Below are 23,822 nucleotides of genomic sequence, written 5' to 3'. Positions count from 1 at the left end.
ATAGCGCGGCGGCCTGCCGCCCGCAACGCCAAGGACGCCCGCAAAGCCAAGGACGCCCGCAACACCACGGACGGGCGGGTCAGGCGATGATGTCGGGGGTCAGTTCGTCCGACAGCCGCGCAATGCGGTCTTTCAGCACCAGTTTCTGCTTTTTCAGCCGCTGCAGCGCCAGAGATGAGGTCCGCTGCTGGCCCTGAAGCGCCGCGATCGCCTCGTCCAGATCGCGATGCTCGCAGCGCAACGCCTCCAGCCGGGCGCGGGTGATGTCTTCAAGGCTCATCGAATGCTGCATGTTCATGGGGCCGTCTCGGGGGCCTGATGCCCTGCCCATGCTTATAGCGCAGCGGGGGCCGTCTGTTAACAGGCTTTGCCCCGCGCGCGTCGATGATCTTGCAATGCGGCCGGATGCTTTCCATATTTCAAGGACAGGCGGGTTGCCGCAACGGGGCCCGCATCACACAGTCGCTGCAAGGTTAGGGCTGAGATGACAAAGATATCGTTAGGGTCGCACCCCTATCTTCTGGGGTTCGATCAGCTGGAACGACTGGCCGAACGCACCGCTAAAGGGGCCGAGGCCTATCCGCCCTTCAATATCGAACATATGGCCCCCGACGGTTTCCGCATCACGCTGGCCGTCGCCGGATTTGCCGAGGATGATCTGGCGATCACCACCGAGGATCGCCAGCTGGTCATCCGGGGCCGACAGCCCGAGGGCGATGACAGCCGTGTTTTTCTGCATCGCGGGATCGCCGCACGGGCGTTTCAGCGCAGCTTCGTTCTGGCCGATGGGGTCGAGGTGATCTCGGCCCGGCTGGACAGCGGGCTTTTGCACGTCGATCTGCGTCGGGTGACGCCGCAGCAGGTCGTCAGAACCATTCCGATCAGCCGCAAGGAAGGGGATCACCATGGATAGCAAATATGATTTCGGCGCCGCAAGCGTGGCGCAGACCGTCTATATCCGCAAAGTCGCCGCAGCCACCCTGCCCCGCGACATCCAAGAGCAACTGCCCGAGGGGCAGGACATCTATGCCGTCCACGACGCCGAGGGAGAGCGTCTGGCCCTGGTGCAGGACCGCAGCCTGGCCTTTACGCTGGCCCGTCAGAACGAGATGCGCCCGGTCAGCGTCCATTAAGCCTCGCCAGTTTTGGGGTCATGGGCCTTCCGGCGCATAGCGCATGAAGGCAAAGGCCCGCCCGTCGGGCGCCCAGCAGGGCACGTTCAGCGTGCCCTGCCCCCCGAACAGATCCAGCAGCTTTTCGCGCCCGGTCCCGTCGGGACGCATGATCCACAGCGCGACATCGCGGTCGCGCGGGTGATCCATCGTCCCGGGCGCATAGGCCAGATAGACCACATGCCCGCCGCAGGGCGAGGGATGGGGAAACCAGTTCACATGGTCGTCGCGAAAGACCGGCGCGGCGTTGCTGCCATTCGCCCGCATCCACCAGATCTGGGCATGGCCGGTCGCATCCGAGTTGAACCAGATGACACCACCGCAGGGGCTGAAATCGGGGCCGTCATGATGGGCGGTCCCCAGGGTTAGGACGACCTCGTCCGACCCGTCCAGCCCGCATGTCGCGATGCGCACCACCCGGTCGCCACCCCGCGCGCAGGCATAGACCAGACGGTCGCCCTGCGCGCCATGCCACCAGCTGGGCCGCGCGGTGCCCACTGGCCGGACGGTGCCGCCATCCAGGATATGCATCCCTGCCCCGGTGCCGTCATGGGCCGAAAAGACGATCCGCCCGTCGGGCAGAAAGCCGTGGTCGTTGTTGCACCGATCGGCGCAGTTCATGGGGATGGGATGCAGGCCTGCCGCATCGGCGCGCCACAGGCGGCCTTCGGCATTGACCAGAAACCAGCCCTCGGGGTGCCAGTTCGGCGCCTCGATCAGCAGAGGCGTGCGCAGGACCACCCGCGCGCTGCGGGTCTCCAGATCCCAGATTTCCAGCGATGAGCGCCATTTCATGCGCGCAGCCTGCGGCTGCGGATCGCCAGAACGATCAGGATCGTGGTGAAGATGCCGATCTGATAGATCAGCGCATGGGACAGCGCCGCCGGGTAATCGCCCTGCCCGCGCAGATGCACAAAGAACAGGCTGGAGGCGATGGCGATGCCGATGGCCGCGCCGACCTGCTGGAACGCCTGCATCCCGCCGGTCGCGGCGCCCGCCATCGGCCCCGGCACATCACGCAGCACCATCTGGAACAGCGGCGAGATCGCCAGACCCATGCCGAACCCGTTCAGCGCCAGCGGCCCCGCCAGCGTCAGGATATCCAGATCGGGCGGCGGGTTGCCTGCCGCATGGCGCAGCCAGATCATCCCGGCCAGCAGAACCCCGGCGCCTAGGGCGATGCGGGCAATCAGCCCCCGCGTGCCAAAGCGCGCCGTCACCCAGCTGCCCAGCATCACGCCCAAGGGAAAGGGCGCCGTCGCCAGACCCGAATCCAGCGGGCTGAGGCCGAACCCGGTCTGGAAATAGATCGCCAGGATCAGGAACATCCCCGGAATGGCCGAGAAATGCAGCATCACCACCAGCACGCCCGACAGAAACCCGCCATCGCGCAACAGCATCACCGGCAGCAACTGTTCGCGGCCCGCCCTTTCCAACGCGCGCTGGCGGCGCAGGAACAGCCAGGCGGTGGGCAGTGCCATAGCCAGCAGCGCCAGCGACCACCACGGCCAGCCCAGCAGCGGCCCCTCAATCACCGGCAGCACGACCAGCGTGATCGCCGCCCCGAACAGCGCGACCCCCGGCCAGTCGATCGCCATGTCGCGGGCCGAGGACATGCGCGGGATCAGCCGCAGCCCCCCCAGCACGACCAGCACGCCGACTGGCAGGTTCACCAGAAAGATCGGCCGCCAGCCCATGTCATACAGATCAGCGGTGATCAGTAGACCGCCCAAAAGCGGCCCCGTCACCGCCCCCAGACTGACCACAAAGCCCGCCAGCGCAAAGGCCCGCGCCTTTTGTTCGGGCGGAAAGATCACATGCATGATCGCCATGACCTGCGGGACCATCATCGCGCCGCCGATGCCCTGCAGGGCGCGCGCCCCGATCAGCACCCGGATGTCGGGGGCCAGCCCGCACAGGACCGAGGCAACGGTGAACAGCGCCACGCCCGACAAAAACAGCCGCTTGCGCCCCAGCTTGTCGCCGAACCGCCCACAAGGCAGCAGCCCCACCGCAAAGGCCAGCACATAGGCCGCCGAGACCCATTCCATCTGCGTCTCGCTGGCGCCCAGATCGTCGCGGATCGAGGGCAGCGCCACGTTCACGATGCTGACATCGATCAGGTTCATGAAATTGCCCATCAGCAGCAGCAAGGTCGCCGCCCAAGGGTTCACGCCCGCAGGGGGGACAGTCTGGTCAGTCGTCATCCGGGCCGGTCCTTCAGGGGTCGCCGGGATCGAACCCGGTCTGCGCGCCGGGGTTCCGTACCCCCGCGCCCGTCATGCAAAACGGCCCCGGCAGGATGCCGGGGCCGTTTCAGATCAGATCGCGGCGATCAGCTGAGGCCGATCAGGCCCATGCTTTCCAGCTTGAGCAGCACCTGATGGGCGGCGCCGTCCACGTCGATATCGCTGGTATCCACGCTCAGCTCGGCCTTGGCAGGAACCTCGTAGGGATCGGAAATCCCGGTGAATTCCTTGATCTTGCCTTCGCGCGCCAGCTTGTACAGGCCCTTGCGGTCCCGGCGTTCGCATTCCTCGATCGGGGTCGAGATATGGACCTCGACAAAGGCGCCACCGGCCTCGACCATCTCGCGCACGGCGCGGCGGGTCGCGGTATAGGGGGCGATGGGCGCACAGATGGCGATGCCGCCATTCTTGGTGATCTCGGATGCGACATAGCCGATCCGCTTGATGTTGATGTCGCGATGCTCTTTCGAGAAGCCCAGTTCCGACGACAGATGCTTGCGCACCACGTCACCGTCCAGCAGCGACACGGGACGACCGCCCATCTCCATCAGCTTGACCATCAAGGCGTTGGCAACGGTCGATTTGCCCGAACCCGACAGGCCGGTGAAAAACACCGTAAAGCCCTGCTGAGCGCGCGGAGGCGAGGTGCGGCGCAGCTGCTGGACAACCTCGGGGAAGCTGAACCATTCGGGAATGTCCAGACCTTCGCGCAGGCGGCGGCGCAGTTCGGTGCCGCTGATATCCAGCACGGTCGATCCTTCGGGGATCTCGTCGGCGGGATAATAGCTGGCCTTTTCCTGCACATAGACCATGTGCTTGAAATCGACCATCTCGACGCCGATCTCGTCCTTGAACTGGGTGAACAGGGTCTGGGCGTCATAGGGACCATAGAAATCCTTGCCCGCGCTGTTCTTGCCCGGACCGGCATGGTCGCGACCGACGATGAAATGCGTCACGCCGTGGTTGGCGCGGATCAGGCCGTGCCAGACCGCCTCGCGCGGGCCTGCCATGCGCATCGCCAGGTTCAACAGCGACAGGTTGGTGGTGGCCGCCGGATACTTGTCCAGCACCGCCTCGTAGCAGCGGACGCGGGTGAAGTGGTCCACATCGCCGGGCTTGGTCATGCCGACGACCGGATGGATCAGCAGGTTGGCCTGTGCCTCGCGGGCGGCGCGGAAGGTCAGTTCCTGATGTGCGCGGTGCAGCGGGTTGCGCGTCTGGAAGGCCACGACGCGGGTCCAGCCCAGCTTCTTGAAAAAGGCGCGCAGCTCGTTCGGCGTGTTGCGACGGGCGCGGAAATCGTAATGCGTCGGCGCCTGCAGGCCCTTGACCGGGCCGCCCAGATAAACCGGGCCTGCGGTGTTGTGCAGGTAGTTCACCGCCGGGTGGGCCAGATCGTCGGCACCAAAGACCTTTTCCGCCTCTACCGCCTTGTTCGGCACCCATTTGTCGGTGACCGACATGATCGCCAGGATCACGCCTTCCTGATCGCGCAGCGCGATATCGGTGCCGGTGGGCAGGCCGTCGGCGAATTTCTCGGACACGTCCAGCGTGATGGGCATCGGCCACAAGGCGCCCGATTCCAGACGCATGTCATGGACGACGCCGTTATAGTCGGCCTCGGTCAGAAAGCCTTTGAGCGGGTTGAAGCCGCCGTTCATCAGCAGCTCCAGATCGCAGATCTGGCGGGCAGTCAGATCCCAGCTGGGCATCTGCCCGGCATCGTCCTTCAGCGCCTCGGCGGCGGCTTCGGACACATACAGTTCGGGAATCGGTGTCTGGTTTGAATTGGTCATAATCACAGCTCGTCTTTGGGCGGATACGGTTCAACACGCGCAACCCAAGGGACCGGCGTGACACAACCAGGTGGATACCCGCGAAAAAAGCGATATTCAAGTCTGGGAAAACGCTTTTGGTTAAAGACGCGGCATCTGGGTGACAGCGGAACCCCGCAGGCTGTAGAGGGTTGGCTTCACTGACCCATGACGACCGGAGCCCCACATGACCGATCCCATCGCCACCCCCGACGAACAGCGCGCCCTGACCCGCGAAGAGCTTGGTTTTGCCGATCAAAGCCGCGCCCCCGCCGTAACCGGTCTGTCCGACAAGGAATTGTCCGACCTGATCGGGCTGCTGCGTCTGCGCCGCAACCGCGCCCGTGACATCGCTGCCCGTCAGGGCCGCGAAGCGCGGGGCAAGACCGGACCCAAGGGCATCACTCCCGCAGGCGGAAACGAGGGCACGCGCAGCAAGGCCGACTACCTGAACGCCGCGCTGGACCGCGCCACAGCAGAACGCGACCGCCGCGACGGATCGGGCGAGGCCAGCCAGCAAGAGCTGTCCCAAAACGCACTGGATATGAAAAAGGCCGCCTCGGACGCTGCGGTACCCGAAAGCGGTGGGCTGCATCCCGACGACCCCAAGGCCGATTGCGGCAAGGCCGGGCTTGCCGCGACCGCGCGCAACACGGCGCCATCAGGTGCGCTGGATCATGCGGGCGATCTGCCGGCGCGCGAACGCTCACGCGACCGGGGCTGACCGGCCTCATGACCACAGGTCGCTGCGATCAGTTGATCGCGGCGACCAGACCTGTGGGCGCGGGCTGCACATCGCCCGCCTCTGCAAGAAAATGCTCGGCATCCAGCGCCGCCATGCAGCCCATCCCGGCGCTGGTGACGGCCTGGCGATAGATGTGATCGGTCAGATCGCCCGCCGCAAAGACCCCTGGGATCGAGGTGCGGGTGCTGCCCGGCTGAACCGTGACGTAGCCGCCATTGTGCAGTTCCAGCTGATCCGCGACCAACTCGCTGGCAGGCGCATGACCGATCGCCACAAAGACCCCATCGGCCTTGATCTGCCGGGTCGAGCCGTCGCGCAGATCGCGCAGCACCGCGCCCGTCACGCCGATGGGCGTATCGACGCCGGTCACCTCGGCCAGTTCGCTGTGCCAGATCACCTCGACCTTGGGATGGGCGAACAGACGATTCTGCAGGATCTTTTCGGCCCGCAGGCTGTCCCTGCGATGCACCAGCGTCACCTTGCTGGCGAATCGGGTCAGAAACAGCGCCTCTTCGACCGCTGTATTACCGCCGCCGATCACCACGACCTCTCGGTTGCGATAAAAGAAGCCGTCGCAAGTGGCGCAGGCGCTGACGCCGAAACCCTTGAACTTCTCCTCTGACGGCAGGCCCAGCCAGCGCGCCTGCGCGCCGGTCGCCAGAATCACCGCATCCGCCGTGACCCGCCGCCCGCTGTCGCATTCCGCGACGAAAGGCCGCTGGCCCAGATCCAGCCGGGTCACCAGATCGGTCACGATCTCGGCGCCCATGGCGCGGGCATGCGCCTCCATCTTGACCATCAGTTCGGGGCCCTGGATCTCGGTCTCGCCGGGCCAGTTCTCGACCTCGGTGGTGATGGTCAACTGTCCACCGGGCTGCATGCCCTGGATCAGCATCGGCTCCAGCATGGCGCGCGCGGCATAGACTGCCGCCGTATAGCCCGCAGGGCCCGACCCCACGATCAACAATTTCACATGGCTGCGTTCGGTCATCTTGCGCCTCTTTCCCGGTTTGTGCATGAGGTAGTCGCTGAAGGCCCCGACTGCAACGGATGGCGGCGCTTGCGCAGCGTCAGAAAGAATGTTGCGCAGGGACCGCCGCCATTGTAGTTTCCGGCAACGCATTACCGAACAAAAGAAAGATCCTCATGGCTGGCGCCAAACTCGACGACATCGACCGCAAGATTCTGGCCGAACTTCAGGCCGATGGCCGGATGACCAATGTCGAACTGGCCCGCCGCGTCGGCATTTCGGCCCCGCCCTGCCTGCGCCGCGTCCGCACGCTGGAGGAGCTGGGCTACATCCGCGGCTATCACGCGCTGATCGACGCGCGGGAACTGGGATTCGAGGTGCAGGTCTTTGCCATGGTGCGCCTGGCCTCGCAATCCGAGCGTGATCTGTCGGCCTTTGAGGCGCTGGTGATGGGCTGGCCGCTGGTCCGCGAATGCCACATGCTCAACGGCGAGATCGACTTTATCCTGAAATGCGTCTCGCCCGATCTGTCGACCTTTCAACGCTTTCTTACCAACAATCTGACGGCGGCGCCGAACGTCGCCTCGGTCAAGACCTCGCTGGTCATTCGCGGCGCCAAGGACGAACCCGCCGTGCCCTTCGAGATCGTCGAGGAACGGGTCCGCGAGGCCAGTTAAAGCGCGATGGCGCTGATCAGGCGACCGTAATCGGCCTGCCCTTCATGCGTGGCCCGGCGATAGCTGAAGAACCGTTCGGGATCGGAATAGGTGCAATGGCGCGACCATTCCGCCTGAACCCCCGCCGCCCGCAGGCGTGACAGGCCGAAGGCCGGCAGATCGAACATCGGTCGCCCTTGCGGCCCGCCGCTGAAAAACCGTTCGCTGTCAGGGTCTTCTGTCAGAAAGTTGTCCATGAAATCGGGGCCGACCTCATAGGCGCGCTGGCTGATGGTCGGGCCGATCACGGCGCTTATATCCTTTGCGCCAAGCGATTGCATCGCGGTCACCGTCGCCTCGATCACGCCGTTCAGTGCGCCGCGCCAGCCTGCATGACAAGCCCCCACGACGCCCGCATCGGGATCGGCCAGCAGCACCGGCTGGCAATCGGCGGTCAGCACCGCCAGCGCCACGTCGCGCCGCGCGGTGACCAGCCCGTCGGCATCGATGTCGCGGACCCGCGCCGGATCGGCATCCCCGTCCAGCACCACCACATCGGCGGAATGCACCTGCCGGACCGTTGCCAGATGACCGGCATTGACGCCCATCGCAGCCGCCACGCGGGCGCGGTTGACCTGCACCATATCGCTTTGATCGGTGGACCGCCGCCCGCAATTCAGCCCCGCGAACAGCCCCGACGAGGCGCCGCCCTTGCGGGTGAAAAAGCCGTGCCTTGTGCCCGACAGCAACGGGTGGGTCAGTATTTCAAGCGTCGTCTGCATGAGCCTCCAGCGCCACGAAACCGGGCACGGGCGGGGCGCCCGCGGGCCAGAAAGCGATGGCCTTGAACAGGTGACCCATTTCGGACGGGTCGGTCAAGCGCCGAAGCGCGGCTAGCGCGCCCTGATCGCCTGCATCCGCCAGCCGCTGCGCCCGCGCGGGCGCGCCAAGCGCCGACAGCCAGTCCCCCTGCCGCATCGGACGCGACACCACGGCCCCGCCCCGCAGCCCCGCCGCTGCCAGCGCCGCGAAATCGACATGGGCGGTCAGATCGGCCTGACCGGGATGGGCAAGCGGGTCTTCCGGCGCGTGATGGCGCAGCGCCTGAAACGTGTCGCCATAGCCGTTCCAGCCACCGTAATCGATCAGGATCGCCGCACCGCCATGGGCCACGACCCGCCGCGCGACGGATTCGGCGAAGGCCGCCCCCTCGGCGCAATCCTCGACGATATCGCCGGGCTTGCCGGGGCGGCTTAGCGGCACCACCGGGCCAAGCCCCAAGCGCAGGCCGTCATCGGACAGGCCGACCATGCGTTCGCGCCAGCCCTCGGGCGTCATCTGAAACTGCCGGATCGGCAGGGCGTCGATGAACTCGTTTCCAATCAGAAACAATGGCATGTCCGGCAGTTTCTCGACGCTGTCGAGATGCTGGACATCACCCAAGCGGTCTTTCTGCACCTGACGCAGATGCGGCGAGGCTTCGATCAGCGCTATCTGCGCAGCATCGGTCATGCCCGGCACGATGCGCATGGCGCGCAGCATATCGGCCATCAGCGTGCCACGCCCCGGCCCGGGTTCCGCCAGCGCGAAGGAGGCGGGCTGGCCCTGATCCAGCCAGGCCTGCGCCAGCGCCAGACCGCACATCTCGCCAAAGATCTGGTGGATCTCGGGGGCGGTGGTGAAATCGCCCGCGGCACCAAAGGGATCGCGGGTGGCATAATATCCGTGGCGGCTGTCCATCAGGCAGATCTGCATGTAATCCGCCAGCGAGATCGGCCCCGTGGCCCGGATCCGGGCCGCGATGATGGCCGCCAGAGGCGTCACGCAGCGACCGGCGGCCGCGACCGCGCCCGCAAGATCAGCGCCAGCCCGATCAGCACCATCGGCAGGGACAGCACCTGCCCCATCGTCAGCCCGATCACCGGCCCCCCCAGCACATGCCCAAGCGGGTTGTCAGGCGTGATGAACTGCGCATCCGCGACCCGGAACAATTCGACGAAGATGCGGGCAAGACCATAGCCTGTCAGGAAAATCCCGAAGGCCAGACCCGGACGCCGCAGCCCGCCCGCGCGAACCATGGCCCACAGGATCAGGCCCAGAAACAGCCCCTCCAGCCCGGCCTCGTACAGCTGGCTGGGATGGCGGGCGCAGGCGCCGGTGATGCCGGGGCAGGTCTGCGCCGCCTCGCCGGGAAAGATGACGCCCCAAGGCAGATCGGTCGGGCGGCCCCATAGCTCGGCATTGATGAAATTGGCCAGTCGCCCGAAGAACAGCCCGACCGGCGCCACCACCGCCATCGCGTCGGCCAGCCGCATCACCGGGATGCCCTGGCCGCGCGCCCAGACCCATGTCGCCACGATCACCCCGGCGAAACCGCCGTGAAAGCTCATCCCGCCCTGCCAGACCATCAGGATCTGCGACGGGTTCGCCAGATAATAGGCCGGTTCGTAAAACAGCACAAAGCCAAGCCGCCCGCCCAGAATCACTCCCAGAATGACCCAGGTCAGCAGATCGTCGACCCGGTCGGGCGCGGTCGGCGGCGTGCCGCCCCACAAAGCCGGGCGGCGCATCATCGCCACGATCAGCCGCCAGCCGATGATCAGCCCGGCCAGATAGGCCAGCGCATACCAACGCAGCGACAGCGAAAATCCCCCCAGAGTGATCGTGAAGATCTCGGGTGCGATATCGGGAAAGGGGATCATGGGGCCTCGTGGCATTGGCGACAGGCCGCGCACGCTAGTCGCCCATGCCGCAGTGTCAACACATTGAACCCGGACGCCTGCCGGACCATATAGATCGCAACACGCAGCCAGAGGGCCATATCCATGACCACGCAGAACCGCTTTTTCGACGACATGTCCAAGCTGATGACCAATGCCATGGGTGTCGCCCAAGGCGCCCGCAGCGAGGCCGAGACCGCCATGAAAGGCTGGATCGACCGCTGGCTGGCCGATCGCGACTTCGTCACCCGCGAGGAATTCGAGGCCGTGCGCGAGATGGCGATCAAGGCCCGCACCGAAAATTCCGAACTGAAAGCCCGGCTGGACGCTCTGGAAGCCGGGCGCAGTACTCCTCTGGCCTAAAGCCTCAGGGCGTCAGCGCCAGCTGCCCCACCAGCCCCCCCGCGCGGTCATAGACCAGCACCTGATCGGCATCCGTCACCACGACGATGCGGTCGGTCGCAAAGGTCACCGCGCGGGCCGCAGCCCCTTCTGGCAGGGTGATGGAGGCCGGCAATTCGGGCAATACGGGCTGGTTCAGCCGCATCCATAACAGCGCCACCACCGCCACCATTCCCAGTCCCATGACCAGCGTCAGTCCGGTGACCAGCGTTTTCAGAAAGCGCAGCTCGGGAATGGCTTTCGCAGCCTCTTTCCAATCGGTATCATCCTGCGCCATGTCGATCCTTTCCGTGACCATCCCGGCCAACCCGCCCGACCGTCTTGATAAAGCCCTTGCGCTGGCGGTGCCAGAGCAGGCGGCTTTGTCACGATCCCGCCTGTCCCGCCTGATCGCCGAAGGCGCGGTGACCGGTCCCGACGGCCCTGCCCTTGATGGCAAGGCCCGCGTGGCCGAGGGGCAGGAATACCATATCGCACTGGCCCCGCCCGAAGACGTGCAGACCCGCGCCGAGGCGATCCCGCTGGTCATCGCGCATGAGGATGATGACCTGATCGTGATCGACAAGCCTGCGGGTATGGTCGTTCATCCCGCGCCGGGCAGCCCCTCGGGCACGCTGGTCAACGCACTGTTGGCCCATTGTGGCGATTCGCTGTCGGGGATCGGGGGCGAAAAGCGCCCCGGCATCGTGCATCGGATCGACAAGGACACCTCGGGGCTGCTGGTCGTGGCGAAATCGGACCGCGCCCATCACGGTCTGGCCGCCCAGTTCGAGGCGCATACTGCCACTCGCCGCTATCTGGCGCTGTCGCATGGGGTGATCGACGCTGCCGATCCGCGCCTGCGCGGCACGCCCGGCGTCAGTTTCGAAGAGGGCATGGTCCTGCGCATCGCCACGCATCTGGCCCGCCACCCGACCGACCGCCAGAAACAGGCGGTCTATGCCGACAAGGGCCGCCATGCCGTTACCCGCGCGCGTTTGCTGGAACGGTTCGGCACGCCGCCCGTCGCGATGCTGGTCGAATGCCGGCTGGAGACCGGGCGCACCCATCAGATCCGCGTGCATATGGCCCATGCCGGGCTGGGGCTGATCGGCGATCCGGTCTATGGCGGTTCGCGCAAAGCCTCGGCCAAAATTCTGGGCGGGGCGGCCGCGGCCGTGCATGCCTTTCCGCGTCAGGCGCTGCATGCGGCGCATCTGGGGTTCGTCCATCCGTTGACCGGTCAGACGATGGGGTTCGACAGCCCCCTGCCGGGTGACATGCAGACCCTGCTGGACCGGCTGCGCGCCGTGGGCAAGGTCGTTTCCTGAAGGCTGCCTCTTGACGGGAACGTGACCCGTTCACAGGTAGGAAGGTTCCCCCCGTTGCGGCATCCTGTCGGGAACCGGGGCCGTTTGCGCTGCGTTACCCGGATCACTGCGAAAGGCATTCCCCATGGCCACCTATGCAAATCTTCCCGCCCCCAGCCCCGAACAGGGGATGAACCGCTATCTGCAGGAGATCCGCAAGTTTCCCCTGCTGGAGCCGGAACAGGAATACATGCTGGCCAAGGCCTGGGCCGATCACGAAGACAGCGCCGCCGCCCATCAGCTGGTCACCAGCCACCTGCGTCTGGCCGCCAAGATCGCCATGGGCTATCGCGGCTATGGCCTGCCGCAGGCCGAGGTCATCAGCGAGGCGAATGTCGGCCTGATGCAGGCGGTCAAGCGGTTCGATCCCGAACGTGGTTTCCGTCTGGCGACCTATGCGATGTGGTGGATCCGCGCCTCGATCCAGGAATACATCCTGCGGTCGTGGTCGCTGGTCAAGATGGGCACCACCAGCGCGCAGAAAAAGCTGTTCTTCAACCTGCGCAAGGCCAAGTCCAAGATCGGCGCGCTGGAAGAAGGCGATCTGCGCCCCGAAAACGTCGCCCAGATCGCGACCGAGCTGAACGTGACCGAAAAAGAAGTCGTCGACATGAACCGGCGCCTGTCGGGGGGTGACGCCTCTTTGAATGCGCAGGTCGGTTCGGGCGACGGTGAATCGGCGGCGCAATGGCAGGACTGGCTGGAAGATACCGACGCCAATCAGGCCGAGGCCTATGCCGAGACTGAGGAGATGGACACCCGCCGTCGCATGCTGGTCGCGGCGATGGATGTGCTGAACGACCGCGAAAAGGACATCCTGATGGAGCGTCGGCTGCGCGACGACCCGATGACGCTGGAGGATCTGTCCACCCGCTACAGCGTGTCGCGCGAACGCATCCGCCAGATCGAGGTCCGGGCTTTTGAAAAGCTGCAGGAACGGATGCGCGTTCTGGCGCGCGAAAAAGGCATGCGGATCGCCGAAGAGGTGGAATGACCGCCCCGCACGGGGCCGCGCCGCATTGACCGGATGCGGCGCGACGCTATGGTCGCGGAAAGCCACAGGAAACCGCCCGACCATGCCCACGCCCGTCTCAGCCTCATGACCGCCCCCCTGACCGCCCTGACCGAATTCCAGCGCCTCGAGGCGCAGGGGTCGTGGCGCGAGACGCCCCAAGCGCGCCTGCGCGAGGTGATCGTGTCGGTGGGCGAGGCGTCGCTGACCCTGATGGACCCCAAATCCGACCAGCCGCTGTCGCATTGGTCCCTGCCCGCCGTCACGCGGATCAATCCGGGCAAGCTGCCGGCCCTTTATACCCCCAGTTCCGAGGCGCCCGACGAAACGGTCGAGATCGACGATCCGCTGATGATCGAGGCGATCGAGCGGGTTCAGCGCGCCATCGCCTCGCATCGCGCATCGCCGGGTCGGCTGCGCGGCGTCGTGACCGGGCTTGCCGTGCTTGTCATGCTGGGGGGGCTGATCTTCTGGCTGCCCGATGCGCTGATCCGCCATGCCGCCCGGATCGCGCCGCCTGCGCAGGCGCGCGATATCGGGTTGGCGGTGCTGGCCGATCTGGAACGCAGCGCCGGCGCCGTCTGCCGCCGCAATTCCGGCCAGCAGGTGCTGGACTGGATCTCTCCGGATCTGGTGGGGGCGGATGCGCTGGTGCAGGTCGTGCCCGGGCCTCTGAACGGCGCGCGGCGGCTGCCCGGCGATCTGTACGTGCTGGGTGGCGATCTGCTGACCACCACCCCCGGCCCCGAGGCGGCGGCGGGCCATCTGATCGCCGCAAGGCTGGCGGTCGAGGACAAGGATGTGACGCTGGACGTCATGCGCCATGCCGGGCTGATGGCCGCGCTGCGGCTGATGACCCTTGGCACCCTGCCGCGCGACGCGATGCAGGGTCTGGGCGAGGCGATGCTGGCCGAGGCCCTGCCCCGCCCCGATCTGGCCGCCCTGCCCCCGGCCTTCGCCGAACGCGGGCTGTCGACCGAACCCTATGCCCGCAGCATCGATCCGACCGGAGCCGCCGTGCTGCCGCTGCTGGAGGCCGACCCGATCCGCGACGGCGTGCCGCCCGCGCAATTACTGACCGACGAACAATGGCTTGCCTTGCAGCAGATATGCGCGGGGTAAGCGGGGGTTTTCCGGTTGCCCGGCAAGGGTTTCGCGTCTTGCAAGCCGGGGGGTCGTCACCGGTCGACGGGCATCAGCGCACCGGACGTGATGCGGGCTGCGGCATCAGACGAACTGTTCGCGCAGCAGCCGTTCATCCAGCCCATGGCCGGGATCGAACAGCAGCCGGTGTCGGATGTCGCCCGCGCTGCGGATCTCGACCCGGGTGACATGGCGGACCGAGCGGCTGTCGGCATCGGCCATGACGGGGCGGCGTTCCGGATTCAGAACCTCGATCACCACCTCGGCGGATTTGGGCAGCAGCGCGCCCCGCCAGCGACGCGGGCGAAACGGGGCGATCGCGGTCAGGGCCAGCACCTCGGAATTGATCGGCAGGATCGGGCCGTGTGCGGAATAATTATACGCCGTGGACCCGGCAGGGGTCGAGACCAGCGCGCCATCGCAGACCAGTTCCTCCATCCGCAAGCGACCATCGACATGGATGCGCAGTTTCGCGGCCTGCGGGCCTTCGCGCAGCAGGCTGACCTCGTTGATGGCCAGCGCCTCGGTGCAGGTGCCGTCGGCGCAGGTGGCGCGCATGCGCAGCGGGTTGATGACGGTTTCCTCGGCTGCGGCCAGCCGTTCGGGCAGATCATCTTCGGCATAGACGTTCATCAGAAAGCCCACCGTGCCCCGGTTCATCCCATAGACCGGCAGATCGCGCCCCTTGGTCGCATGCAGCGTCTGCAGCATGAACCCGTCGCCGCCAAGCGCCACCACGACCTGCGCCCGGTCCGGGTCCACATTGCCATAACGGGCGCTGAGCGCCGCAAGGGCCGCACGGGCGGCATCGGCCTGACTGGCGGCAAAATGGATTCTGGGCGTCATCTGCCGTCCTGTCGCGTGATGGACCCGCACCATCACGCGGCCCCGCGCCGATGGCAAGCCCCGCGCGCAGGTCGCATCGGCGCGGGGCCGGGTCGTTTTGTCACTTTCCGCATCGCCCGGGTTGGGTTAGAACGCGCCAACCCCATCCGCACCAGCCCCAAAAGGACGCAAGACCGATGAACGCACCCCACCGCGACAACGGCTTCTTCACCGAAACTCTGGCCAGCCGTGACCCCGACATCGCCCGCGCCGTCACCCAGGAACTGGGTCGCCAGCGCGACGAGATCGAGCTGATCGCATCCGAAAACATCGTCAGCCTTGCGGTGATGGAGGCTCAGGGGTCCGTCCTGACCAACAAATATGCCGAAGGCTATCCCGGCAAACGCTATTACGGCGGTTGCCAATATGTGGACATCGCCGAAAATCTGGCGATCGAGCGCGCGAAAGAGCTGTTCGGTTGTGCCTTTGCCAACGTCCAGCCGAACAGCGGCAGCCAGATGAACCAGGCCGTGTTTCTGGCCCTGCTGCAGCCCGGCGACACCTTCATGGGGCTGGACCTGAACTCGGGCGGGCACCTGACGCATGGCAGCCCGGTCAACATGTCGGGCAAATGGTTCAACGTGGTCAGCTATGGCGTGCGCCAGCAGGATCAGATGCTGGACATGGAGGCGATCGCCGAAAGCGCCCGCACCCACAAGCCCAAGCTGATCATCGCCGGCGGCACCGCATACAGCCGCAGCTGGGACTGGGCCGCCTTCCGCGCCATCGCGGACGAGGTCGGCGCCTATCTGATGGTGGACATGGCCCATATCGCGGGTCTGGTGGCGGGCGGCGCCCATGCATCCCCCATTCCGCATGCGCATGTGGTGACCACGACGACGCATAAATCGCTGCGCGGGCCGCGCGGCGGGATGATCCTGACCAATGATGCCGATATCGCCAAAAAGGTGAACTCGGCGGTGTTTCCGGGACTGCAGGGCGGGCCGCTGATGCATGTCATCGCCGCCAAGGCGGTGGCCTTCGGCGAGGCGCTGCGCCCCGAGTTCAAGACCTATGCGGCGCAGGTCGTGACCAATGCCAAGGCCATGGCGGATGAGCTGATGAAGGGCGGCATCGACATCGTGTCGGGCGGCACCGACAACCATCTGTGTCTGGCCGATCTGCGTCCCAAGGGCGTGACCGGCAAGGCGACCGAGGCCGCCTTGGGCCGCGCCCATATCACCTGCAACAAGAACGGCGTGCCGTTCGACCCCGAAAAGCCCTTCGTGACCTCGGGCATCCGTCTTGGGGCGCCGGCAGGCACCACGCGCGGCTTTGGCGAGGCCGAATTCCGCCAGATCGCGCGCTGGATCGTCGAGGTCGTGGACGGTCTGGCCGCGAACGGTGACGAGGGCAATGCCGAGGTCGAGGCATCGGTCCGCGCCGAAGTGGCCGAGATGTGCGCCCGCTTTCCGCTGTATCAGGGCCTGTGATCGGCGCCTGATTGAATGATGACCCGCCGCGCGGATGTGCGGCGGGCTTTTTCATGTCCGGGCGGTGGGACGGGATGGCGGGTGCGGGATGGGGGGTCAGCCCCCCATCGCCTGGCGGCGATTCCCCCCGGGATATTGTCGTGAAGAAGAAACCCGGGCGAGCGGGTCAGGGGTGCCAGTGGGGTTTGCGCTTGTCGAAGAAGGCGGCGATGCCCTCGGCGGCCTCGGCGCCGTTCCAGACGGTGACGAGGCGGTCGATGCTGTCCTCGATCATCGCGGCATCGATGCGGGGGCCAAGGGCGCGGCATTGGGCCTTGGCGGCGGCGATGGCGCCGGGGGCGACCTGAAGGAAGGGCGCGATCTCGGCCTCGATGGCGGCGTCGAGATCCTCGGGGGCTGTGGTGCGGGCGGCGAGGTTGAGTTGCACGGCCTCGGCGGCGTCAAAAATCCGGGCCGAGAAGAAGACCCGCCGCGCGGCGGGTTCACCCATGCGCGCCAGGACATAGGGGCCGATGGTGGCCGGGATCAGGCCGAGCCGCACCTCGGTCAGGCCAAATTTGGCGCCGCTGGCGGCGATGGCGATGTCGCTGACCGCCATCATGCCGACGCCGCCGCCAAAGGCATTGCCCTGCACCCGGGCGATCAGCGGTTTTGGCAGGGTGTTCAGCGCCGAGAGCATTCCGGCCAAGGCCCGCGCACCCTCGCGGCGCGTCGCCTCATCGGCCTGCATCTGCTGGCGCATCCAGCCCAGATCGCCGCCTGCGCAAAAGCTGGCACCTTGGGCCGCCAGCACCACGACGCGGATATCGCGGTCGGCGCCAAGAGTGGCGGCGGCGCGGGTCAGCTCGTCGATCATCTGGCGCGACAGGGCGTTATGCTTGTCTGGGCGCGCCAGCCACAGGGTCGCCACACCGCGCGCGTCGGTCTCGATGCGGATGGTCTTAGGGGAGATCTTATCAGGCATGGGGGAGCTTTCTAAGCGATTGGGCCATGGCGGCGGCGTGGGCGATGACATCCATGTCCAGCCCGTGATCAAAGCCGCGCGCGGTCAGATGGGCGGCCAGCGCCTCGGTCGCGACATTGCCGGCGGCGCCGGGCGCATAGGGGCATCCGCCAAGCCCGCCCACGGCGGCGTCAAAGACCCGCAGGCCGCGCGCCAGACTGGCATCGACATTCGCCAACGCCCGGCCCGTCGTGTCATGGTAATGGCCCGCCAGCCGTTCGGGCGGCAGATCGTCCAGCACGGCGGCCAGCATGGCATCGATGGTTTCGGGCCGGCCCTGCCCGACCGTGTCGCCCAGGCTGATCTCGGCGCAGCCCATGTCGCGCAGCGCGGCGGCCACGCGGGCCACCGAATGGGGCGGGGTCGGCCCGTCAAAGGGGCAGTCGGTCACCATGCTGACATAGCCGCGCAGGCTCACGCCATCGGCCTGCGCAGCCGCCGCGACCGGCGCCAGCCGCGCCAGACTGTCGGCGACCGATGCGTTCAGATTGGCCCGGCTGAAACCCTCGGACGCGCTGGCAAAGATCGCCACGATATCCGCCCCCGCCGCGCGCGCAGCAAGATAGCCGCGCAAGTTCGGCGTCAGCACCGCATAGCGCGTGCCGGGGGCGCGGGTGATCCCGGCCATGACCTGCGCGGCATCGGCCATCTGCGGCACCCAAGCAGGCGGAACAAAGCTGGTCACCTCGATCCGCGCAAAACCGGCGCGGCCCAGCAGATCGACCAGCGCGATCTTGTCGGGCGTGGCGATCAGGCGCGCTTCGTTCTGCAGCCCGTCGCGCGGTGCCATCTCGAAGATCTCGACCCGTTCAGCCATCGGCGGGATCCGTCAGCCGGATGAGGGCGGCGCCTGCCTCGACCTGATCGCCGGGCCGGGCCAGAACCTCGGCCACGATGCCGTCGCGGGTGGCGGTCAGGCTGTGCTCCATCTTCATCGCCTCCAGCACGGCCAGCCTGTCGCCCGCCACGACCGCCTGCCCCGCCGTGACATGGACCGACCGGACCAGCCCCGGCATGGGCGATCGGGTCAGCCCGTCGCCGCCATCGGCCGCCGCATGGCGGGCCAGAGGGTCCAGCGGCATCAGATGTACGACCCGACCGCCAAAGACGCTGACCCCGGCCGGATGGATGACGATCCGTTCGCGGCACAGATCGCCATCGACCCACCAGCGCCCGCCCTGCCAGCGAACCTGATGGGGCCGGTCCAGCGTGACGGTGGCCGCCCCCGGTCCCTGCACCTCCAGGATCGCGGTGCCGCCCTCCCATGCGATGGTGCGGCGCAGGGGGTGCCACAAGGTCATGCCGCCGTGAACCTGCGGATCGGCCAGCCCCGCCAGCCCGATCACGCCCAGCACCAGCGCCCGGTCGTCCGATGGCGCGGAACCGATCAGCGCCTCAAGATCGCGGGTGATCAGGCCGGTATCGACCTCGCCCCGCCGAAAGCCCGCATGCCGGGTCAGGGCGATCAGGAAATCGAGATTGGTGACCGAGCCTGCGACCTCGGTATCGACCAGCGCCTGTTCCAGCGCCCGCAGCGCCGTGGCGCGGGTCGGGCCATGGGTGACGACCTTGGCGATCATGGGATCGTACCAGGGGCTGATCGCATCGCCCGCCCGCACCCCGGTCTCGATCCGGGCATTGTCGGGAAAACGCAGATGGGACAGGCGGCCGGTGGCGGGCAGAAAGCCTGCGGGCACGTCCTCGGCATAAAGACGCGCCTCGAAGGCATGGCCGGTGATGGTCAGATCCTGCTGCCGCGCGGGCAGGGATTCGCCGCTGGCCACGCGCAACTGCCATTCGACCAGATCGATGCCGGTGATGGCCTCGGTCACCGGATGTTCGACCTGCAGACGGGTGTTCATCTCCATGAACCAGAAGCCGTCGGGGCGCAGGCCGTCCGCAGCATCGACGATGAATTCGACCGTTCCCGCCCCGGAATAGCCGATGGCCTCGGCGGCGCGGGTGGCGGCGTCGCCCATCGCGGTGCGCATCTGCGGGGTCATGCCGGGGGCCGGAGCCTCTTCGATGACCTTCTGGTGGCGGCGTTGCAGCGAACAGTCGCGTTCGTACAGATGCACGGCGCGGGTGCCGTCGCCAAAGATCTGCATCTCGATATGGCGGGGCTGCAGGATGTACTTCTCGATCAGCACGGCGGGGTTGCCGAAGGCGCCCTGTGCCTCGGACCGGGCACTGGCCAGGCTCTCGGCGAAATGCGCCGGATCGTCGACCCGCCGCATGCCCTTGCCGCCGCCGCCCGCCACCGCCTTGATCAGCACCGGATAGCCGATCAGATCCGCCTGCGCCGCCAGATGCGCATCCCCCTGATCGGCGCCGTGATAGCCGGGCACCACCGGCACGCCCGCCTCCTCCATCAGCGCCTTGGCCGCATCCTTAAGCCCCATCGCCCTGATCGCACTGGCCGAGGGTCCGATGAAGACCAGTCCCGCCGTCCCGACCGCATCGACGAAATCGGGGTTCTCGGACAGAAACCCATAGCCCGGATGGATGGCCTGCGCCCCCGTGGCCCGCGCCGCCGCGATGATCGCATCGCCCCGCAGGTAACTGTCGGCAGGGGCCGGACCGCCCACATGGACCGCCTGATCGGCCATCGCAACATGACGTGCCGCGCGGTCGGCATCGGAATAAACCGCGACGGTCGCGACCCCCAAGCGGCGGCAGCTGTCGATGATGCGGCAGGCGATCTCGCCGCGGTTGGCGATCAGGATCTTGTCGAACATGTCAGGCAACTCCGCAGGAGGCAGGACCAGAGGGCAGGTGTGGATCGCAGGCACCGGGGGCTTTGCGCCCCCGGACCCCCGCAGGATATTTCCGCCAAGATGAAAGACGAGGCACGGCGCGATGTTTCTTCTTCACGGAAATATCCCCGCCGGAGGCTTCTGACATCGTCACGCTCACATCCGGAAGAGGCCGAAGCGGGTCGGCTCGATCGGCGCATTCAGGCTGGCGCGCAGGGACAGGGCCAGCACCTGACGGGACTGGCGCGGATCGATGATGCCGTCATCCCAGAGCCGGGCCGAGGCATAGAGGGGATGGGACTGGCGCTCGAACATCTCGACGGTGGGGCGCTTGAATTCGGCCTCGTCCTCGGGCGACCATGTGCCGCCCTGCCGTTCGATCCCGTCGCGGCGGACCGATGCCAGAACGCCTGCCGCCTGTTCGCCGCCCATCACCCCGATCCGGCTGTTGGGCCAGGTCCACAAAAACCGCGGCGAATAGGCGCGCCCCGCCATGCCGTAATTGCCGGCGCCGAAGCTGCCGCCGACCAGCATGGTGATCTTGGGGACATTGGTGGTCGCCACCGCCGTCACCATCTTGGCCCCATGCCGGGCGATGCCTTCGTTTTCGTATTTGCGGCCCACCATGAAGCCGGTGATGTTCTGCAGGAACACCAGCGGGATGTTGCGCTGACTGCACAGTTCGATGAAATGGGCGCCCTTTTGCGCGGCCTCGCTGAAGAGGACGCCGTTATTGGCGACGATGCCGATGGGGCAGCCGTCGAGATGGGCAAAGCCGGTGACCAGCGTCTCGCCGAAGCGGGCCTTGAATTCATCAAAGCGGCTGGCATCGACAATGCGGGCGATGACCTCGCGGATGTCATAGGGGGTGCGCAGGTCGGCGGGGACGACGCCCAGGATCTCTTCCGGATCATACGCCGGGGGTTCGGAGGGTTGCCACAGCACCGTATCGGGTCGGCGGCGGTTCAGGTTGGCGACCGCGCGCCGCGCCAGGGCCAGCGCATGGGCGTCATCCTCGGCCAGATAATCGGCGACCCCGGACAGGCGGGTATGGACATCGCCGCCGCCCAGATCCTCGGATGTCACGATCTCGCCGGTGGCCGCCTTGACCAGTGGGGGCCCGGCCAGAAAGATCGTGCCCTGCCCACGCACGATGATCGTCACATCCGACATGGCGGGCACATAGGCGCCGCCCGCCGTGCACGACCCCATGACCACGGCGATCTGGGGAATACCGCGGGCGCTCATTTGCGCTTGATTATAGAAGATGCGCCCGAAATGGTCGCGGTCGGGAAAGACCTCGTCCTGATTGGGCAGGTTGGCGCCGCCGCTATCGACCAGATACAGACAGGGCAGCGCGCAATCCTGGGCAATCTCCTGTGCGCGCAGGTGCTTTTTCACCGTCATCGGGTAATAGGTGCCACCCTTGACGGTGGCGTCATTGGCGATGACCATCACATCCTGCCCGTGGACGCGGCCGATGCCCGCGATCACACCCGCGCAGGGCGCGGCGCCGTCATAAAGCCCGTGCGCCGCCACGGCGCCGATTTCCAGAAACGGACTGCCGGGGTCCAACAGGTTCGCGACCCGTTCGCGCGGCGGCATCTTGCCCCGGCTGACATGGCGTTCAACGGCCTTGGGACCGCCCCCGGCGGCGGCTGTCGCGGCGGCCTGCCGCGCGGTCTCCAGCAGCGCCAGATGCGCGTCGCGATTGGCGCGGAAGGCGTCCGAGCCCGGCAGGGCGGTCGAGATCAGCTTCATCGGGGCGTCTCCGGGGCGGGGGGCGTGTCGGGAATCAGGCTGGAGATCAGGTCGGGCTTCAGGGCCATCGCGTCAGCGCCCTTCCTGCAGGAATTCGTCCAGCCACAGGGACTGTTCGGCGGTCAGGCGCATGGCGCAGCCGGTGGCGGCGGGTCCGGCCATCGAGCCATTGGTCCAGCGGGCGCGTTCGAACTGGCAGGCGGCGTCGCGAAACCCGATCCAGCGGCGCTGCATCTCGCGCAGCGTCGCCTCTTGCACGGCCAGATCCGGATCGCTTTCGGCAGTTTGCGCATCGGCCTGCCGGGCGCGGTCCTGCAGCGTGGCATAGGTGTCGTTCAGCCGACCGTCCCAGAAATCGCGTTCCGCGGCATGGCAGGCACCCATGCCGGGGGTGGTCGATCCGCCCTCGGCCTCCATGCACGCATTGGCGGCCAGACCGATGCAGCTGTCGGGCGCGGCCTCGCCGTCCAGACATGCCATCACCGGCGCCGGATCGAAAGCGGGGGCATCCTGCGCCCAAGCGGGAGCGGACAGCAGCAGCGCGGCGATGGCGGCAAGGGGGCGACGCATCAGACCAGCCCCATCAGCTCTCGTCCGATCAGCATGCGGCGGATTTCGCTGGTGCCGGCGCCGATCTCCATCAGCTTGGCATCGCGGAACAGGCGGCTGACAGTGCTGTCGTTCAGAAAACCCGCCCCGCCAAGCGCCTGCACGGCCTGATGGGCCTGCACCATCGCCTGTTCGCTGGCATAAAGCACCGCGCCCGCCGCATCCTGCCGCGTGACCTTGCCCGCATCACAGGCCCGCGCCACCTCGTAGACATAGGCGCGCGAGGTGTTCAGCGCGACATACATGTCGGCGATCTTGCCCTGCATCAGCTGGAACGACCCCACCGGCTGGCCGAACTGGCGGCGTTCGGCGATATAGGGCATGACCTCGTCCAGACAGGCGGCCATGATGCCTGTGCCGATCCCGGCCAGCACCACGCGTTCGTAATCCAGACCCGACATCAGCACGCGGACGCCGCGGCCCTCTTCGCCCAGGACATTTTCGAACGGAATCTCGACATTGTCGAAGATCAGCTCTCCGGTGTTGGACCCGCGCATGCCCAGCTTGTCGAAATGCGGGCTGGTCGAAAACCCCGCCATGCCGCGTTCGACGATGAAGGCGGTGATGCCGCGCGATCCGGCCTCGGGGTCGGTCTTGGCATAGACGACCAGCGTATGCGCGTCGGGCGCATTGGTGATCCAGTATTTGCTGCCATTCAGAACGTATCGGTCGTTCTTCTTCTCGGCCCGCAGCTTCATCGCGACGACGTCGCTTCCGGCGCTTTCCTCGGACATGGCAAGGGCACCCACGGCCTTGCCCGAACACAGGTCGGGCAGGTACCTTGCGCGCTGATCGTCGGTGCCGTTCAGCTTGATCTGGTTCACGCAGAGGTTCGAATGCGCACCATAGGACAGGCTGACGCTGGCACTGGCGCGGGCGATTTCCTCAACCGCGATGACATGGGCCAGATAGCCCATGCCGGACCCGCCCCATTCTTCGGCCACGGTGATGCCCAGCAGACCCAGCTCGCCCATCTCGGCCCACAGGTCGTTGGGAAAGGCGTTGCTGCGGTCGACCTCGGCGGCGATCGGCGCGACGCGGTCCTGCGCCCACCGATGCACCATACCGCGCAGGGCGTTTACATCCTCGCCCAGATCAAAATCCATGCCTTTGGTGAACATCGCGGCCTCCCCCTCCCCAGTT

General features: G+C 66.8%; 25 protein-coding genes. 9 read left to right on the top strand and 16 right to left on the bottom strand.

Annotated features, from left to right (window positions below):
* Positions 1 to 79: 79 nt before the first annotated feature.
* Positions 80 to 298, bottom strand: coding sequence for a YdcH family protein (locus EG885_RS02940; RefSeq protein WP_131572980.1), 219 nt, complete (start codon positions 296 to 298; stop codon positions 80 to 82).
* Between the two features lie 186 nt (positions 299 to 484).
* Here EG885_RS02940 and EG885_RS02935 point away from each other — a divergent pair, with 186 nt between their 5' ends.
* Both EG885_RS02935 and EG885_RS02930 read left to right on the top strand, forming a co-directional pair.
* Positions 485 to 913: an Hsp20 family protein gene (locus EG885_RS02935; protein ID WP_131572979.1), complete on the top strand. Its 429-nt coding sequence runs from the start codon at positions 485 to 487 to the stop codon at positions 911 to 913.
* A complete protein-coding gene (locus EG885_RS02930) occupies positions 906 to 1,133 on the top strand; it encodes a DUF1150 family protein (RefSeq protein WP_131572978.1) in 228 nt (75 codons plus the stop codon). Before EG885_RS02935 ends, EG885_RS02930 begins: the two co-directional genes overlap by 8 nt.
* Before the next feature lie 18 nt (positions 1,134 to 1,151).
* Here the strand turns inward: EG885_RS02930 and EG885_RS02925 are convergent, their stop codons facing one another.
* The 3 genes from EG885_RS02925 to EG885_RS02915 all read right to left on the bottom strand — a co-directional run bounded on the left by EG885_RS02925 (position 1,152) and on the right by EG885_RS02915 (position 5,217).
* Positions 1,152 to 1,967 (bottom strand): TolB family protein, encoded by an 816-nt coding sequence (locus EG885_RS02925; protein ID WP_131572977.1) that lies wholly within the window; start codon positions 1,965 to 1,967, stop codon positions 1,152 to 1,154.
* Positions 1,964 to 3,379: an MFS transporter gene (locus EG885_RS02920; protein WP_131572976.1), complete on the bottom strand. Its 1,416-nt coding sequence runs from the start codon at positions 3,377 to 3,379 to the stop codon at positions 1,964 to 1,966. Before EG885_RS02920 ends, EG885_RS02925 begins: the two co-directional genes overlap by 4 nt.
* A gap of 128 nt (positions 3,380 to 3,507) precedes the next feature.
* Entirely contained in the window at positions 3,508 to 5,217 is a 1,710-nt protein-coding gene (locus EG885_RS02915) for a bifunctional sulfate adenylyltransferase/adenylylsulfate kinase (RefSeq protein ID WP_131572975.1), read from the bottom strand.
* Between the two features lie 205 nt (positions 5,218 to 5,422).
* Between EG885_RS02915 and EG885_RS02910 the strand changes: the two genes are divergently transcribed.
* The gene (locus EG885_RS02910) at positions 5,423 to 5,959 is read left to right on the top strand and encodes a hypothetical protein (protein ID WP_131572974.1); all 537 of its coding nucleotides are present in this window, start codon (positions 5,423 to 5,425) and stop codon (positions 5,957 to 5,959) included.
* A gap of 28 nt (positions 5,960 to 5,987) precedes the next feature.
* On the opposite strand, the gene trxB is transcribed toward EG885_RS02910, so the two are convergent.
* Positions 5,988 to 6,971 (bottom strand): thioredoxin-disulfide reductase, encoded by a 984-nt coding sequence (trxB, locus tag EG885_RS02905; protein ID WP_131572973.1) that lies wholly within the window; start codon positions 6,969 to 6,971, stop codon positions 5,988 to 5,990.
* 155 nt (positions 6,972 to 7,126) lie between these two features.
* On the opposite strand from trxB, the gene EG885_RS02900 reads away from it, so the two are divergent.
* On the top strand, positions 7,127 to 7,627 hold the full coding sequence (locus tag EG885_RS02900; RefSeq protein ID WP_131572972.1) for an Lrp/AsnC family transcriptional regulator: 501 nt from the start codon (positions 7,127 to 7,129) through the stop codon (positions 7,625 to 7,627).
* Here EG885_RS02900 and pgeF read toward each other — a convergent pair.
* Genes pgeF through lgt form a run of 3 tightly spaced genes read right to left on the bottom strand, consistent with a single transcriptional unit; the run spans position 7,624 to position 10,308 of the window.
* On the bottom strand, positions 7,624 to 8,388 hold the full coding sequence (gene pgeF / locus EG885_RS02895; protein ID WP_131572971.1) for a peptidoglycan editing factor PgeF: 765 nt from the start codon (positions 8,386 to 8,388) through the stop codon (positions 7,624 to 7,626). The genes EG885_RS02900 and pgeF overlap by 4 nt on opposite strands.
* Positions 8,372 to 9,430: a class I SAM-dependent methyltransferase gene (locus EG885_RS02890; RefSeq protein ID WP_131572970.1), complete on the bottom strand. Its 1,059-nt coding sequence runs from the start codon at positions 9,428 to 9,430 to the stop codon at positions 8,372 to 8,374. Before EG885_RS02890 ends, pgeF begins: the two co-directional genes overlap by 17 nt.
* Entirely contained in the window at positions 9,427 to 10,308 is an 882-nt protein-coding gene (lgt, locus tag EG885_RS02885; protein ID WP_131572969.1) for a prolipoprotein diacylglyceryl transferase, read from the bottom strand. The genes EG885_RS02890 and lgt overlap by 4 nt, the downstream gene beginning before the upstream one ends.
* A gap of 123 nt (positions 10,309 to 10,431) precedes the next feature.
* Here lgt and EG885_RS02880 point away from each other — a divergent pair, with 123 nt between their 5' ends.
* Positions 10,432 to 10,689 (top strand): accessory factor UbiK family protein, encoded by a 258-nt coding sequence (locus tag EG885_RS02880; RefSeq protein WP_131572968.1) that lies wholly within the window; start codon positions 10,432 to 10,434, stop codon positions 10,687 to 10,689.
* A 4-nt stretch (positions 10,690 to 10,693) separates the two neighbouring features.
* Here the strand turns inward: EG885_RS02880 and EG885_RS02875 are convergent, their stop codons facing one another.
* Positions 10,694 to 11,005 carry a DUF6476 family protein gene (locus EG885_RS02875; protein WP_131572967.1) on the bottom strand — a complete coding sequence of 104 codons (312 nt, stop codon included), beginning with the start codon at positions 11,003 to 11,005 and terminating at the stop codon, positions 10,694 to 10,696.
* Between EG885_RS02875 and EG885_RS02870 the strand changes: the two genes are divergently transcribed.
* The 3 genes from EG885_RS02870 to EG885_RS02860 all read left to right on the top strand — a co-directional run bounded on the left by EG885_RS02870 (position 11,004) and on the right by EG885_RS02860 (position 14,211).
* Entirely contained in the window at positions 11,004 to 12,038 is a 1,035-nt protein-coding gene (locus EG885_RS02870) for an RluA family pseudouridine synthase (protein WP_131572966.1), read from the top strand. The two genes, EG885_RS02875 and EG885_RS02870, sit on opposite strands and share 2 nt — an antisense overlap.
* A 124-nt stretch (positions 12,039 to 12,162) precedes the next feature.
* A complete protein-coding gene (rpoH, locus tag EG885_RS02865) occupies positions 12,163 to 13,071 on the top strand; it encodes an RNA polymerase sigma factor RpoH (RefSeq protein ID WP_131572965.1) in 909 nt (302 codons plus the stop codon).
* 33 nt (positions 13,072 to 13,104) lie between these two features.
* Entirely contained in the window at positions 13,105 to 14,211 is a 1,107-nt protein-coding gene (locus EG885_RS02860) for a hypothetical protein (protein WP_242679472.1), read from the top strand.
* 105 nt (positions 14,212 to 14,316) lie between these two features.
* On the opposite strand, the gene EG885_RS02855 is transcribed toward EG885_RS02860, so the two are convergent.
* Positions 14,317 to 15,135: an NAD kinase gene (locus EG885_RS02855; protein ID WP_341352747.1), complete on the bottom strand. Its 819-nt coding sequence runs from the start codon at positions 15,133 to 15,135 to the stop codon at positions 14,317 to 14,319.
* Between the two features lie 119 nt (positions 15,136 to 15,254).
* On the opposite strand from EG885_RS02855, the gene glyA reads away from it, so the two are divergent.
* Positions 15,255 to 16,550, top strand: a complete 1,296-nt coding sequence (glyA, locus tag EG885_RS02850) for a serine hydroxymethyltransferase (protein WP_131572963.1) — start codon at positions 15,255 to 15,257, stop codon at positions 16,548 to 16,550.
* A 166-nt stretch (positions 16,551 to 16,716) separates the two neighbouring features.
* Here glyA and EG885_RS02845 read toward each other — a convergent pair whose 3' ends face one another.
* The 6 genes from EG885_RS02845 to EG885_RS02820 all read right to left on the bottom strand — a co-directional run bounded on the left by EG885_RS02845 (position 16,717) and on the right by EG885_RS02820 (position 23,800).
* Positions 16,717 to 17,514 carry a crotonase/enoyl-CoA hydratase family protein gene (locus EG885_RS02845; RefSeq protein WP_131572962.1) on the bottom strand — a complete coding sequence of 266 codons (798 nt, stop codon included), beginning with the start codon at positions 17,512 to 17,514 and terminating at the stop codon, positions 16,717 to 16,719.
* Complete coding sequence (locus EG885_RS02840) at positions 17,507 to 18,370, bottom strand: hydroxymethylglutaryl-CoA lyase (RefSeq protein WP_131572961.1); 864 nt, start codon at positions 18,368 to 18,370, stop codon at positions 17,507 to 17,509. The genes EG885_RS02845 and EG885_RS02840 overlap by 8 nt, the downstream gene beginning before the upstream one ends.
* Entirely contained in the window at positions 18,363 to 20,291 is a 1,929-nt protein-coding gene (locus tag EG885_RS02835) for an acetyl/propionyl/methylcrotonyl-CoA carboxylase subunit alpha (protein ID WP_131572960.1), read from the bottom strand. The genes EG885_RS02840 and EG885_RS02835 overlap by 8 nt, the downstream gene beginning before the upstream one ends.
* A gap of 174 nt (positions 20,292 to 20,465) precedes the next feature.
* Positions 20,466 to 22,070, bottom strand: a complete 1,605-nt coding sequence (locus tag EG885_RS02830; protein WP_131572959.1) for a carboxyl transferase domain-containing protein — start codon at positions 22,068 to 22,070, stop codon at positions 20,466 to 20,468.
* A 72-nt stretch (positions 22,071 to 22,142) separates the two neighbouring features.
* Positions 22,143 to 22,640 carry a lysozyme inhibitor LprI family protein gene (locus EG885_RS02825; RefSeq protein ID WP_131572958.1) on the bottom strand — a complete coding sequence of 166 codons (498 nt, stop codon included), beginning with the start codon at positions 22,638 to 22,640 and terminating at the stop codon, positions 22,143 to 22,145.
* Entirely contained in the window at positions 22,640 to 23,800 is a 1,161-nt protein-coding gene (locus EG885_RS02820; RefSeq protein ID WP_131572957.1) for an isovaleryl-CoA dehydrogenase, read from the bottom strand. The genes EG885_RS02825 and EG885_RS02820 overlap by 1 nt, the downstream gene beginning before the upstream one ends.
* Between the last annotated feature and the right edge of the window lie 22 nt (positions 23,801 to 23,822).

This window comes from Paracoccus nototheniae, assembly GCF_004335005.1.
Taxonomy (GTDB): domain Bacteria; phylum Pseudomonadota; class Alphaproteobacteria; order Rhodobacterales; family Rhodobacteraceae; genus Paracoccus; species Paracoccus nototheniae.
Note: the sequence above shows the minus strand (reverse complement) of the source record. Positions and strands in the feature narration are given on the sequence as shown.

Coding starts and splice junctions, on each gene's coding strand:
- EG885_RS02860 (WP_242679472.1), top strand. CDS start 13,105: ATGCGGCGCGACGCTATGGTCGCGGAAAGCCACAGGAAACCGCCCGAC.
- EG885_RS02940 (WP_131572980.1), bottom strand. CDS start 298: ATGAACATGCAGCATTCGATGAGCCTTGAAGACATCACCCGCGCCCGG.
- trxB (WP_131572973.1), bottom strand. CDS start 6,971: ATGACCGAACGCAGCCATGTGAAATTGTTGATCGTGGGGTCGGGCCCT.
- EG885_RS02845 (WP_131572962.1), bottom strand. CDS start 17,514: ATGCCTGATAAGATCTCCCCTAAGACCATCCGCATCGAGACCGACGCG.
- EG885_RS02835 (WP_131572960.1), bottom strand. CDS start 20,291: ATGTTCGACAAGATCCTGATCGCCAACCGCGGCGAGATCGCCTGCCGC.
- EG885_RS02930 (WP_131572978.1), top strand. CDS start 906: ATGGATAGCAAATATGATTTCGGCGCCGCAAGCGTGGCGCAGACCGTC.
- EG885_RS02900 (WP_131572972.1), top strand. CDS start 7,127: ATGGCTGGCGCCAAACTCGACGACATCGACCGCAAGATTCTGGCCGAA.
- EG885_RS02910 (WP_131572974.1), top strand. CDS start 5,423: ATGACCGATCCCATCGCCACCCCCGACGAACAGCGCGCCCTGACCCGC.
- lgt (WP_131572969.1), bottom strand. CDS start 10,308: ATGATCCCCTTTCCCGATATCGCACCCGAGATCTTCACGATCACTCTG.
- EG885_RS02825 (WP_131572958.1), bottom strand. CDS start 22,640: ATGCGTCGCCCCCTTGCCGCCATCGCCGCGCTGCTGCTGTCCGCTCCC.
- EG885_RS02830 (WP_131572959.1), bottom strand. CDS start 22,070: ATGAAGCTGATCTCGACCGCCCTGCCGGGCTCGGACGCCTTCCGCGCC.
- EG885_RS02920 (WP_131572976.1), bottom strand. CDS start 3,379: ATGACGACTGACCAGACTGTCCCCCCTGCGGGCGTGAACCCTTGGGCG.
- EG885_RS02915 (WP_131572975.1), bottom strand. CDS start 5,217: ATGACCAATTCAAACCAGACACCGATTCCCGAACTGTATGTGTCCGAA.
- pgeF (WP_131572971.1), bottom strand. CDS start 8,388: ATGCAGACGACGCTTGAAATACTGACCCACCCGTTGCTGTCGGGCACA.
- EG885_RS02840 (WP_131572961.1), bottom strand. CDS start 18,370: ATGGCTGAACGGGTCGAGATCTTCGAGATGGCACCGCGCGACGGGCTG.
- rpoH (WP_131572965.1), top strand. CDS start 12,163: ATGGCCACCTATGCAAATCTTCCCGCCCCCAGCCCCGAACAGGGGATG.
- EG885_RS02925 (WP_131572977.1), bottom strand. CDS start 1,967: ATGAAATGGCGCTCATCGCTGGAAATCTGGGATCTGGAGACCCGCAGC.
- EG885_RS02870 (WP_131572966.1), top strand. CDS start 11,004: ATGTCGATCCTTTCCGTGACCATCCCGGCCAACCCGCCCGACCGTCTT.
- EG885_RS02935 (WP_131572979.1), top strand. CDS start 485: ATGACAAAGATATCGTTAGGGTCGCACCCCTATCTTCTGGGGTTCGAT.
- glyA (WP_131572963.1), top strand. CDS start 15,255: ATGAACGCACCCCACCGCGACAACGGCTTCTTCACCGAAACTCTGGCC.
- EG885_RS02880 (WP_131572968.1), top strand. CDS start 10,432: ATGACCACGCAGAACCGCTTTTTCGACGACATGTCCAAGCTGATGACC.
- EG885_RS02875 (WP_131572967.1), bottom strand. CDS start 11,005: ATGGCGCAGGATGATACCGATTGGAAAGAGGCTGCGAAAGCCATTCCC.
- EG885_RS02820 (WP_131572957.1), bottom strand. CDS start 23,800: ATGTTCACCAAAGGCATGGATTTTGATCTGGGCGAGGATGTAAACGCC.